Genomic DNA, 11,897 nt, shown 5'->3' on the forward strand with positions numbered 1-11,897 from the left:
CTCACCGGGCTGCCCCCGGCGCTGATCGTCACCGCCGAATTCGACCCCATGCGCGACGAAGCCGAACTCTACGGCGCACGGCTCACCGAGGCCGGGGTACCGGCCACCGTCCACCGCTACGCCGGCGCCAACCACGGCTTCGTACAGCACTTCTCGTGGATCCCCGAGTTCGAGCGGGTCTTCGCGGACACCGCCGAATTCCTGCAGCCGGGACAGTGACATGGCCCCGCCGGTGAAAATCCATCCGCTCGTCTCACCCTGGGGCCGGTTCGGGCTCTACAGCTTCTTCATCGACGCCCCCGAACCGGCGATCGTCGACACCGGCATCGCCTCCTCGCCCGCCGAGGGCATGGCCCCGGCGCTCGAGGCCCTCGGCCACCGGATCGAGGACGTCCGCTGGATCCTGCTGACCCACGGGCACATCGACCACATCGGCGGCGCCCACGCCCTGTGGGAAATGACCGGGCGCCGCGCCCGCGTGGTCATCCACGAGGCCGACGCGCCCCTGCTGCGTTCCCGGCAGGCGCACGTCGACGAATACCTGGCCGGACGGGGACGGTACCTGCACGACCCGCAGGGTGCCGCGAAGCAACTGGCCACGGCGCAGGCGGTCATCTCCGACGAGATGGAACCGACGATGACGGTCCGCGGCGGCGAAACCCTCTCGCTCGGCGGGGACGTCACCGTCTCGGTGCACTCGATCCCCGGTCACACCGCCGGGTCGGTGGCCTACGTCGTCGACGGGCAGAACGACGTGTTCGTCGGCGACGCCGTGCAGGTGCACGGCGCAGCCAACGGCTTTCCCGGCTACGAGGATCCCGACGCCTACCGGTCGAGCCTGGCGTACCTGCGCGACCAGATCGACCCGCAGCACCTGTACCTGGGGCATCCGTACCGCCGCGCCGACGGCGTCGCCTACGGCGTCGAACTCGACCGCGCGCAGGCCGCCGAGGCGCTCCGCGACAGCATCGACATCGAGGGCGGTGTCCGCGGTGCGGTCCACCGGTGCCTGTGCGACGGCCTGCAGGAGACCGACTCGGCGTACTCGCCGTACGCCCCCGTAGCCGACGCACTCGACTACACCGGGGATCCCACGCTCGAACCGTCCCCGTTCTTCACGTCGCTGCACGGCTACCGCGCGCAGTTCACCCAGAAGTCCTGACAGAGAAAAGGAGCCGCACACTCATGGCCGAGTTCGAGGAATTCGACGCCGGTGGGCAGACCATCCGCATCCGCAAGGATCTCCGCATCCCGATGCGCGACGGAGTCGAGTTGGCGGCCGACACCTACGACGGTGTCGACGACAAGCCTCGACCGGCGCTCGTCGCGCTGAGCCCGTACGGCAAGGAACTGCAGGCCCTCGCCCTGACCACCCCGCCGCAGCGTCGCCCCAGCCCGATGTGGGACGGCTGCATCGAGGCCGGGGACATCGCCCGCATCGTCGCCGAAGACTACGTCCACGTCATCGGCGACCTGCGCGGCTCCGGCGACTCCGGCGGCGAGCACATCGGCAACTACAACGCCGGCGGCGTGTCCCTGGGACAGGACGCGTACGACTTCATCGAATGGGTTGCCGCGCAACCGTGGTGCGACGGCAACGTCGGCATGGTCGGCATCTCCTACTTCGGGTCGATGCAGGTCCTCGCCGCCGCGGAGCGGCCCCCGCACCTCAAGGCGATCTTCGTCAGCGGCGGGCACTACGACTTCTACGAGACCACCTACCACGGGGGCATCATGTGGTTCATGCCGCGCGCCGCCCGGGAAGGACGCGGCGGCGACTCCGGCTGGGCGTTCACCGACGGTGTGAAGTCCCGCATGCTCGAAACGTACTCTCGGGAGGAAATCGAGAAACGTGTCGCGCAACGGCTCGAGGACCCGGATGTCGCGGCGTGGCCGAACCTGGTGCACGTGCTGCACTATCCCAAGCATCACGAGGCGTGGTTCGACATCGTGATGAACGAGCTCGACGGGCAGTGGTACGAGGAACGCAACCCCATCACCCTCGCCCCGAACATCGACATCCCCGTCTACCTGCAGATCGACCAGGGGCGCGGCTGGACGATGGACGGCACCATCGAACTGTTCGATGCGCTGAAGGGCCCGAAGAAGCTCGACATCGGCCCGTACCCGCCGATGCAGTCGCGTCCGTTCATCGAAGAGCACGACAAGATGTTCCGCTGGTACGACTACTGGATCAAGGGCATCGACAACGGCATCATGGACGAGCCGGCCGTCAGTGTCTTCGTGGAGGGCGCGCGGGAACGGGTCACCGGAAACCAGTGGCCGCCCAAGGACCTCGAGTACAGGTCGCTGTATCTGCGGCCGCGGCACAAGTTGTCCACCGAACCCGAGCCGATGGGTGTGCGGTACGCCGCCCCGGACGGCTTCTACCAGGCGCCGCTGACCGTCACCGACAAGGTGGAGATCCTGAAATGGGAGACCCCGGTGTTCGAGGAGCCCACCGAGATGATCGGCACCGGTGCCGCGCACCTCTTCGCCGAGATCGACCAGCCCGACTCGAATTTCATCCTGCGGCTGTGGGATTACGCCCCCAACGGTAAGCGTCAGCTGATCACCAGCGGCTACCTCAAGGCCTCGCACCGCGAACTGGACGCCGAGCGCAGCACCGAGGGCAACCCGTACCACCCGCATACCCGTGCGGTGCCGGTGGAGCCGGGCACGATCGAGGAGTACGTGGTGCGGCTGTACCCGTTCGCGAACACCTTCCGGCCCGGGCACAAGCTGACGGTGGAGTTGTCCAACGGGGAACCCCTCGCCGACGAGCACAACGCGCTGCTGCCGCCGGACGCGTTTCATCTGCCGGTGGGCCGCCCGGTCACCCACAAGATCTATCGCGACGCCGCGCACCCGTCGCGGCTGGTGCTGCCGTTCACGACACGCACGGCGGGGGAGCAGTAGCAACGGGCCGCCCGCGGGCAGCTGATCGTTCGGTGACGCCGAGCCGTGCCCCGACGAGGGTCGGGCTCGGCATCACGCTTCTGTGACCTTCCGGCGCCCTGCCCCGCCCAATCGACACCCGATCGCACCCACTCGGACCTGCGTCATCGCCCCCGACGGTCACTACGCTGTGGTATACCCCACATTCAACGGAGGTGCGTGATGACGACAGAAATGCACGACCTCGACGAAGGCAAACTCGAACAAGTCCTCGGGCAATTGGTGATCGACATGGGCGCGGCGATGAACGGTGCGCTGGTCCTGATCGGAGTCGACCTGGGACTGTGGCGCGCGCTCGACGACGCCGGCCCGGTGACCCCCGAAGCGCTGGCCGAACGCACCGGAATCCGCGAACGCTACCTCCGGGAGTGGCTGTCGGCACAGGCCGCCAGCGGCTACCTGACCTACGACGCGACCGCGGGAACGTTCGCCCTGCCGCCGGAGCAGGCGATGGCCCTCGCCCGCGAGGACAGTCCGGTGTACCTGGCCGGCGGCTACCACCTGATCAGCTCGGTGTTCAAGGACCGGCAGCAGATCACCGAAAGAATCGGCAGGGGAGAGGGATTCGGCTGGCACGAACACGATCGTGAACTGTTCACCGGTACCGAGCAGTTCTTCCGCCCGGGCTACCGCGCGAATCTGGTGGGCGCCTGGCTGCCCGCCCTCGACGGCGTCGTCGACAAACTCTCCGCCGGAGCCACCGTGGCGGACGTCGGCTGCGGCCACGGGGTGTCGACCACGCTCATCGCGCAGGCGTTTCCCGAATCGACGGTGCACGGCTTCGATTACCACGACGCGTCCATCGAGCGGGCCCGCGAGTTGGCGGCCGCGCAGGGTGTCGGCAACGCGGACTTCGCGGTCGCGTCGGCGTCGGATTACCCCGGCCACGGATACGACCTGATCTGCTATTTCGACTCCCTGCACGACATGGGCGACCCCGTCGGCGCACTCCGACACGCACGCGACGCGCTGTCGGACGACGGCACGGTCATGCTCGTCGAACCGTTTGCGCACGACAGTCTCAGCGAGAATCTCAACCCGGTCGGGCGGATGTACTACGCGGCATCGACCGTGCTGTGTACCCCCTCGTCGCTCGACCAACCCGTCTCACTCGGGCTCGGCGCGCAGGCGGGCGAGCAGCGACTCGCGGCGGTCGCGGACGAGGCCGGATTCGGCCATTTCCGGCGGGCGACCGAGACACCGTTCAACCTGGTACTGGAGGCACGCCCCTGACCCGAACACCCGCCTCGGAACGGGCAGAACCCGCCGCGGGTCAGGAATCGATCACCGCTTCAGCGGGCTGTAGAACACCAGTCCGTTGCCCTTGTTGTCGTAGACCACGGCGCGACGCTCGTGCGCGTCGTCGTACGGGCCTTTCCCGAGGCCGCCGCCGGCGTCTTCGATCGCCTTGGCGGCGGCGTCCACGTCGGCGGTCTTGATGCCGACGACCACCTGGCCGTGGATCGGATGATCGACCGCGGTCGCGAGGGCGAGGGTGACCCCTCCACCGTCGAGGGCCGCGAAATGCGTGCCGTCGCGGAACTTCAATGCCATCCCCAGGGTCTCGCTGTAGAACTTGATCGACTCGTCGAGATCGTCGGTCGACAGCATGATCATCTTCACTTCGTGGTCACTCACGAAAGTCCTCCTTCGATGAAAGTGCGAGCAGCCTAACGCGATCGGCTGCGGTACGGCGAGGGTCGATGGTCACTACGACGACAACTACTCGACCCTTTGGCGATGCCGTAACAGAATCGTGCCACCAGCCGTGCACGGTGGTGGGGAAGGCTTATCCTCGGCGACGCCGACACGGGGGCGGGTTATGACACGGTGAACCGGCCGATAATGGTGGCGATCACGGCGGGATCGGTCTTGTGGGCCATGTGGGCGTGCCCTTCGAGCACTGGATCCGGGCGTCGGGAATCGCGCCCGCTGCGCGGCGAGTTGCCTCCTTCAACTGGGGCGGGCTTTCGGCGCCCGCCAGCAGGAGCGTAGGGGGCGTGATCCCGTCGAATCGACCGGGCCGATACACCCAGTCATGCTCGGTCCGGCACTCCCCGGGGCACGGTGGGCCCGGCGGCGAGCAGGGCCGGCCGTTGCGGCCCCGATCGCATCGTGTCGCATTGTTCTTCGCTCAACTCCAGGATCTCGACGAGGATCGTCAGGATCGCTGTTTCCACGTCGCCCGCAGCCACTGCCGCCTCGATTGCCTCGATCGAACCCGAGGGATAGCCCATCCCCAGGCTCGGCTCGTAGAGCTCGTAGAGCACGAGGTGATGAACGTTGCGGGTGAGGGCGGCGCCGCCCATTGCACAATTGACCCCGTAGGGGTGACCACACACCGCGACCCTCTCCCCGGTGCGGGTCGCGACGGCGTCCACCACCGCGGCCACGTCCTCGAAGTCATGCTCGATGGTGTAGCCGGTGTGTCGCCGCTCGCACCGAAGCCTCGGCGGTCCACTGCGAACGTGGTGACGCTGTCGCGCAACTCGTCCACCAACGGACCGAACGTGGTGTGGTCGCGGAGGGACCCGTGCACCATGACGAGCGGCGGCCCCGCACCGTCGACCCACACCGCCGGCGGTGCCCCATCGCGGGATCGAACGTCGAAGGGGGTTCGCTGCCCTCGGCAGCCCACACATGGCTCACGACACTCTCACCTTCCGCCCTGCGCAGCGGTCGTGCGCCGGTCGATCTCGGTGGCGAACGACGAGGCGGCGTCGGCGAATTCGTCGGGCCGCTCGGCGTAGGTGACGTGGCCGCTGCCCTCCAGCTCGACGAATCGCGCGTCGGGGAGCGCCGCGGCCAATTGATGTGCGATCGACCGCAGCGACGGGTGGCTTTCGCTTCCGGCGACCACGAGCGCGGGCACTGCCACGGCGGCCAGGTCCTCGGCGGTGACCTCGAGCGACGGGGACCGCAGGTCGGTGAAACCGATATCGGCGTTGGCCCGATAGCGGTTCTTTCGCTCGTCGTCGATCATCGACCACAGCCCCGGGCAGACGACGGAGAAGAACGCGTCGACCCCGGCAGCCGGTCCACCGGCGGCCGTGGCCTGCTCGACGCGGGGCACCACGTCACGAAGGAGGAGCCGGTCGGCCGCCGGATCGAGGCAGAACAGCGGCGGCTCGCTGAACACGGCGCCACGGAGCAGGTGGCCATAGCGCAACGCGACCTCGACGGCGACGGCGGCACCGCTACTCGATCCCACCAGCAGGCAAGGGGCAAGCTCCAAGGCTTCGATCAGGGCGGCAGCATCGTCCGCGTGCAGGGAATCGCTGATCATGGCCTCGCCGCGAGAACTTCGGCTGTGGCCCCGGCGGTCGTAGCACACGCACGTGTAGTGGTCCGACAACCGCCGGGCCTGATCTGCCCAGACCTCGGCGTCGCCGCACATACCGTGCACGAACAGGATGGCCCGCCCCGACCCGGTGCGCTCGTAGTAGAGGCCGGCCCCGTTGAGATCGATCGTCGGCATGGCTGCCTCCCTCGTCCGGTTCCTTGTCCACGAGTGTGAACCGGTCGCGTCCGGCACACATCGGGCGTTCACCCCATTTCCGGCGCCGGTCAGGGGGAGAGGAGACCGTGCTCCATCGCGAACAGCGTCGCGCCCGCACGCGTGGAGACTCCGGCCTTGGTGTAGATGTGTTCGATGTGGTGCCCCACCGTCTTGGGTGAAAGGACGAGGGCGGTCGCCACTTCCTTGTTGGTGCGACCACGGGCGATGAGCGCCAGCACGTCGACCTCACGCGCGGTGAGACCCGCAGGACGGCGGACCCGCGGCGGGCGACTCACCTGCCCGGCGGCATCGAGCACCGCGTCGACCTCGACTCGGGTGAAACGGCCCGCGTCGACCTCGTCGAGCAGCTGCGATGCCGCCTCGGCCGGGGGGAGCGCCGGCCGGTGCGGCCGGTTCTCGGTCATCGCGTGGTAGGCATCGGCGGCGCCCAGCAGTCGGATACCAAGGCCGAGCCGATCTCCCGAGTCCCCGCGGTGGTAACCCGAGCCGTCGACCCGTTCGTGGTGGCGTGCCGCCAGGTCGGCGAGGGGTGTCAGGAGCGCACAGCGGCGCAGCACCCGCTCGCTGAGGTAGGGGTGCAGCCGAACCCGTTCCCACTGCTCGGCGCTGAGCGGACCCCGACGATCCCAGACTCCGTTCGGGATACCGACACGTCCGACGTCGTGGACCAGCCCGGCTCGCCCCAGCGTCGTCGCATCGGCAATGGCAAGGCCGGCAGCTTGGCCGGCAGCCACGGCCAGCCGCGCGACACCCGTCGAGTGGCCTCGAAAATACGGCGACTTCAGATCGGTGAAATCGGCCACCGCGGTCAGAGCCGCGTCCAGATTGCCCGACTCGATCATCAGTACCGGTGCCGGTTCGGCATCGAGGATCGCCGCGTACGGGTCGTCACCGAGTCCGGTGAGCCAGTGTTCACCGTCGGCGACCACGACGTCGACCACGGCCGGGTCGTACGCGCGGCCCCTGCGGTGCGTCAGCACGTCGGTGGCTGCCGCCCATCCGGCCCGACACGCCCACAGCTCGGCGTCACGGGCGACCGTCACGACACGTACGGCCACCGGGACGTCGTCGGCCGCCCAACCGGCCGGATACCCTCTGCCGTCCCAACGCTCATACGCATGCGCGAGCGACCGGCAGACGGATTCGGCCATCCCGAGACGCGTTGCCAGGCGTGCGGCCGCCTCACAATGTTGCGACAGGCTACGCCGATTCAGAGCCGGGTCGCTGAGTGCCCGCACGATCGGTCCCGCGCGGCGTTGCCACGGGAGATCGTTCGCCAGATGGCGCACAAAATAGCGCATACCTTCCCCGGGTTCGGCCATGAGCATCGGTGCCATTGCCGCGTCGAATGCGATGTCGTCGCCGCCGGCCAGTACCGCGGTCTCCGACGCATCCCACGTGCATCCCAGAAACCGAAGCAGCGCAACGTAGTACACGCAGGACCGTGTCGATGCGGCCAAGCCGAGCGCTTCCGACGCGGCAAGGGACAGCCAGCACGTACGCAATCCGTGCTCCATCGGTTGACCCGTGCCCAGATCCGTCGCCAACGACAACGCCATCGTCAACTCGGCCACGCGTCCGGACCGGACATGGTCGCTCACACTCACCACTATCCCCGCGGGACTCTCCGGCTGTCGTGATTCGAGTGTCGCCGCCGCATCGACTGCGGGTCCACTCTCGCACATTACGTCACAGTGACGGAATATCGGTACGTCCGTTGGCGCCCGGGGGAGACCATGCGATGGATCGACTGGCGACGCACGCCGCGTTCCGTCACGATCGACGGGTGGACCGCACCGCCCGGCTTTCGCTCGCCGTCGACCGCCAAGCCGGTCGATGCCTCTGGTGCGGGCGACGGTTCGGGCCGCTGATCCCGCCGACCACCGACCATCTGGTGCCGCGCCTGAAAGGCGGCCCGAGTATTGCCGCCAACGAGGTGGCCGCGTGCCGGCGCTGCAATGCCGACCGGGGTCACACCGGTCCGGCGGAGTGGTTCGACGCGTGCCGGCGGCAGCACGACTGGGCGCCCCAGGCCAGGCTTCTGGCCACACTGCTGCACGAGCTGGACGCCGAACTCGACGGCCTCGGTGGACGTCGCCGGGCGAAAAGTTACCTGGCGGGCCAACTTCGCCGGATCGGGCGAATCGAGCCCTGACTCGTCCCGTCCCGGTCACCCACTGTCAAAATGTCACTGTGACGTTTCGAGGTCGCGCGGGCGGAGCACCAGGGGACCGGAAGCAGAAATCGAACACATCACCGAGGGAACGGCCCGACGGTAATGCCGGGTGGCAGAACCCGGCACGGCGGCGGGTCGGCACCGAAATCCGGAGCCACCCGGCGACGGGTCCGAGCCCGAGGGCGAACCGAGGCGCATACCGGACCGCGCCCGAGCATGCGATCGACGCGATGGCCGACACATGCCGACGCCGCAAGCATCGACGCCTGCGCATGATGACGGGACGCGGGCCGGACCGGGGAAACTTCGGGCCGGCCGCTCCGCTCCTGCAGGCAGATACTCTGCCGATAATCTACATTATGTCAACTAGTGTGGATGGGAGCGCCCCCGCCGAGGGTGGACCCTGGCATCGGACGGCCCGTCCGGCGGTGACAGGTACACCCGATGGCGCCTGGCGTCGAACCGAGGCCGGTTACCCTGGCGCGGATCCGCGCGCCACCCCGGCCCGTCTCGGCGGGACTCCACCGCCGCGGCGCCGTCCGCGGGATGCCACTGCGGTGACGTCGCACAACTCGCCTGCGAGCGCACGTACCACCCGGCGCGTGCGGATGACGATGTCGAACGTCGAATATGCGTGTTTCGGAACGCCCGGCGACACAGTCCATCGATGCGATCCGCCCACCTCCCCGCGGCCGGGTCCACCCACTCCCGCGCAATCATGATGGATAATCACCGTTATCCATCAAAGCTGTTGTGCGCGTGACTGTTTCAGTATGAGCGCGATGCCGGCGCGGCGCAGCGCAACGACCGAAGTTCACCCCGAGTTCGGCGAGCGCAACCGTCTCCGCGCATCTCCGGCAACCGCATCTCCGGAGCACCACCGCACGCTGCGACTGCCGGCCCCCGGTATGGCACCGCTCCCCTCCCCTCGCGCCGCCTTGTCGGTACTGTGCTGCCAGATGAGCTGACAACAAGATGCGCACTCCCCTGGTTTCCTGGAGCCCTGGGTTTCGGGAGCCCTGGGTTTCGGGAGCCCTGACCACAGGAAGGGACACATGACCGCAGCCGTGTGGTTGACCCCCGGCCAGTTGGCCGAACGTTCCGGAGTGGCGGTGTCGGCGTTGCACTACTACGAGTCACGCGGTCTGATCGACAGCCGCCGCACCTCCGGCAACCAGCGACGATATCGCCGCGACACCCTGCGACGGGTGGCGTTCATCCGGATCGCCCAGAGCGTCGGGGTTTCCCTCGACGAGATCAAGACCGCGCTCGATTCGCTGCCGGAGAGCCGGGTGCCGACCCGCGAGGACTGGGCGCGGGTGTCGCAGTTGTGGCATGACGAGCTGACACGCCGCATCGACGCCCTGACCGAGCTGCGCGACGATTTCACCGGATGCATCGGTTGTGGCTGCCTGAGTTTGAAGAGCTGCCCGCTCGCCAACCCCGGCGACGTACTGGGCAAGGAAGGCGCCGGTCCGCGTCGTCTTCGGGTGCGCGGAGATTGACGGCTCCGCCCAGCTGACGGACCGAAGGTGAGGAAGGAAGAAGCGCCCGAATGGTCTATTCGGCCAGTTTCGCGACGGCCTGCGCCCACAGGAAGAACTTGTTGGTGCCCAGATCGGCCACCGTCTTGATGTTGAACGCGGCCGCGAGATGCTCGGCATCGGACTCGCTCACGCCCTCGAGCGCGGCGACCGGCGCCTTCGCGAGCTCTTCCAGCGAAAGGTTTTCATAGGCCTTGTCGAACTTCGAGGCGATACCGGGTATGTCGTCCTCCAGTGCTTTGTCGGCTGTTATCCGGGCCCGTTCGATTCGATCGGGCCCCGAAACCAGTTAAGCCGCCCTCGTCCCCCGTGTCCCGGTTTCCGGTTCGACGAGTTGCCCCCGACCGGGTGCCGGGTTGTGGACACAGCCGTTGCGGTGAGCGTGTCGCCTGCGCTGCGAGCGCCGGCCGTCACCGTCGCATCGGGCACGTCGGTCCCGGATGTCACACTGTTCTCGCACATGCGTACGACTCGCGGCCGCGGGTGATCATCGACGGGGAGGACAGTGTGACGGGGAGGACAGTGTGACGGGGAGGACAGTGTGACGACGAGCCGGGACGAGCCGGGTCTGCTGGAGTGGACCGCGTCGTACCTGGAGACGCTGCAGACGGCGAAGCGGTCGGCGCACACCGTCAAGGCGTACCGGCTGGATCTGCACGCGGTGTGCGACCGGTTGGCGGAGGTGCACGAGGTGGCGCCGCATGCGCTGACCGTCTCCGATATCACGATCCGGGCGATGCGCTCGGCGTTCGCGGCATTCGCGCGGGAACGGCAACCGGCATCGGTACGGCGCGCTTGGTCGGTGTGGAACAGTTTCTGCAATTTCCTGGTCTCGGAGGGGGTGTCGGAGGGCAATCCGATGGCGTCGATCACCCAGCCCAAGCGTCCCCAGCACACCCCGAAGGCGTTCACGCCGGCCGCGATCGGTCAGCTCGTGGACACTCTCACCGAGGAGGCGCAGCGCCCGGCGGAATCGGTGCGGGACTGGCCGCAGCGCGATCTGGCGCTGATCGCGACGCTGTTGCTGACCGGGATCCGCTCGGACGAATTGATCCGGCTCGATCTCGGGAGCATTCTCGGCGGTCTCGAGGCTCCGGTGTTGCGGGTGCTGGGTAAGGGCGCCACGGAACGGGAGATTCCGCTCGAGGACAGCTGGACCGCGATCGTGTGCTGCTATCTGGAGGAACGCTATCTGCGGTTCCCGGCGGCGCGACGCCACGCCCGGGCCGGACGCGACGATCTGCCGATCTGGGAGCGGCATCCGCCGTCGGATCCACTGTTCGTCGGCGCCGACGGGCAGCGGATCACCCGCGGCACCCTGCAGTACCGCGTGCGGCGGATCTACCGGCGTGCCGGGATCGAGTCCGAACGTAAACGCGGCGCGCTGGCGCATGCGCTGCGGCACACCTTCGCCACGAGCCTGGCCGACAGCGGCGCCACGATGGTCGAGTTGCAGCAGCTGCTCGGGCACCGCTCGCTGCAGACGGTGCAGATCTACACCTCCGCCACCGACGACGCGGTACGGCATGCGGCGCGCCACAATCCGGTGGACGGCCTGCTGGGGCCGGGCGAGCCCCGGGCGCGGGGAGCGGTGTCGCGACGATCGGGCTGTGGCTGCGGGGCGGAGCTGCGAGACTGGGAGATGGCGCACCGACATCGGGGTGGGCCGGGCGGGCAGGTGGTGCGGGCGCGCCGCGGC

The 11,897-nt window shown here is 68.3% G+C and carries 12 protein-coding genes; 7 read left to right on the forward strand and 5 right to left on the reverse strand.

Annotated features, from left to right (window positions below; all coding sequences use genetic code 11):
* The 4 genes from Q8814_RS20155 to Q8814_RS20170 form a co-directional block, all read left to right on the forward strand.
* On the forward strand, positions 1 to 219 hold a 219-nt coding region (locus Q8814_RS20155; RefSeq protein ID WP_330153774.1), incomplete at its 5' end, for an alpha/beta hydrolase.
* A 1-nt stretch (position 220) separates the two neighbouring features.
* The gene (locus Q8814_RS20160; protein ID WP_330153775.1) at positions 221 to 1,162 is read left to right on the forward strand and encodes an MBL fold metallo-hydrolase; all 942 of its coding nucleotides are present in this window, start codon (positions 221 to 223) and stop codon (positions 1,160 to 1,162) included.
* A gap of 23 nt (positions 1,163 to 1,185) precedes the next feature.
* Positions 1,186 to 2,919 (forward strand): CocE/NonD family hydrolase, encoded by a 1,734-nt coding sequence (locus tag Q8814_RS20165; RefSeq protein WP_330153776.1) that lies wholly within the window; start codon positions 1,186 to 1,188, stop codon positions 2,917 to 2,919.
* Between the two features lie 201 nt (positions 2,920 to 3,120).
* A complete protein-coding gene (locus Q8814_RS20170; protein WP_330153777.1) occupies positions 3,121 to 4,191 on the forward strand; it encodes a methyltransferase domain-containing protein in 1,071 nt (356 codons plus the stop codon).
* A 51-nt stretch (positions 4,192 to 4,242) separates the two neighbouring features.
* On the opposite strand, the gene Q8814_RS20175 is transcribed toward Q8814_RS20170, so the two are convergent.
* From Q8814_RS20175 to Q8814_RS20190, 4 genes are all read right to left on the reverse strand, one after another.
* Entirely contained in the window at positions 4,243 to 4,596 is a 354-nt protein-coding gene (locus tag Q8814_RS20175) for a VOC family protein (RefSeq protein ID WP_330153778.1), read from the reverse strand.
* A gap of 398 nt (positions 4,597 to 4,994) precedes the next feature.
* Positions 4,995 to 5,351, reverse strand: coding sequence for a hypothetical protein (locus Q8814_RS20180; RefSeq protein WP_330153779.1), 357 nt, complete (start codon positions 5,349 to 5,351; stop codon positions 4,995 to 4,997).
* A gap of 263 nt (positions 5,352 to 5,614) precedes the next feature.
* Positions 5,615 to 6,436, reverse strand: a complete 822-nt coding sequence (locus Q8814_RS20185; protein WP_330153780.1) for an alpha/beta fold hydrolase — start codon at positions 6,434 to 6,436, stop codon at positions 5,615 to 5,617.
* An 89-nt stretch (positions 6,437 to 6,525) separates the two neighbouring features.
* The gene (locus tag Q8814_RS20190) at positions 6,526 to 8,079 is read right to left on the reverse strand and encodes an HD domain-containing phosphohydrolase (protein ID WP_330153781.1); all 1,554 of its coding nucleotides are present in this window, start codon (positions 8,077 to 8,079) and stop codon (positions 6,526 to 6,528) included.
* A 185-nt stretch (positions 8,080 to 8,264) separates the two neighbouring features.
* On the opposite strand from Q8814_RS20190, the gene Q8814_RS20195 reads away from it, so the two are divergent.
* Together Q8814_RS20195 and soxR are read left to right on the forward strand one after the other, a co-directional pair.
* A complete protein-coding gene (locus tag Q8814_RS20195; RefSeq protein WP_330153784.1) occupies positions 8,265 to 8,633 on the forward strand; it encodes an HNH endonuclease in 369 nt (122 codons plus the stop codon).
* 1,076 nt (positions 8,634 to 9,709) lie between these two features.
* Positions 9,710 to 10,159 (forward strand): redox-sensitive transcriptional activator SoxR, encoded by a 450-nt coding sequence (gene soxR / locus Q8814_RS20200; protein ID WP_330153782.1) that lies wholly within the window; start codon positions 9,710 to 9,712, stop codon positions 10,157 to 10,159.
* A gap of 55 nt (positions 10,160 to 10,214) precedes the next feature.
* On the opposite strand, the gene Q8814_RS20205 is transcribed toward soxR, so the two are convergent.
* Positions 10,215 to 10,421 carry a hypothetical protein gene (locus Q8814_RS20205; protein WP_330153785.1) on the reverse strand — a complete coding sequence of 69 codons (207 nt, stop codon included), beginning with the start codon at positions 10,419 to 10,421 and terminating at the stop codon, positions 10,215 to 10,217.
* Between the two features lie 318 nt (positions 10,422 to 10,739).
* Here Q8814_RS20205 and Q8814_RS20210 point away from each other — a divergent pair.
* The coding region (locus Q8814_RS20210) for a tyrosine-type recombinase/integrase (RefSeq protein ID WP_330153783.1) at positions 10,740 to 11,897 on the forward strand (1,158 nt) is incomplete at its 3' end.

This window comes from Rhodococcus chondri, from assembly GCF_036327435.1.
Classification (GTDB): domain Bacteria; phylum Actinomycetota; class Actinomycetes; order Mycobacteriales; family Mycobacteriaceae; genus Rhodococcus; species Rhodococcus chondri.

Coding starts and splice junctions, on each gene's coding strand:
- Q8814_RS20160 (WP_330153775.1), top strand. CDS start 221: ATGGCCCCGCCGGTGAAAATCCATCCGCTCGTCTCACCCTGGGGCCGG.
- Q8814_RS20165 (WP_330153776.1), top strand. CDS start 1,186: ATGGCCGAGTTCGAGGAATTCGACGCCGGTGGGCAGACCATCCGCATC.
- Q8814_RS20170 (WP_330153777.1), top strand. CDS start 3,121: ATGACGACAGAAATGCACGACCTCGACGAAGGCAAACTCGAACAAGTC.
- Q8814_RS20185 (WP_330153780.1), bottom strand. CDS start 6,436: ATGCCGACGATCGATCTCAACGGGGCCGGCCTCTACTACGAGCGCACC.
- soxR (WP_330153782.1), top strand. CDS start 9,710: ATGACCGCAGCCGTGTGGTTGACCCCCGGCCAGTTGGCCGAACGTTCC.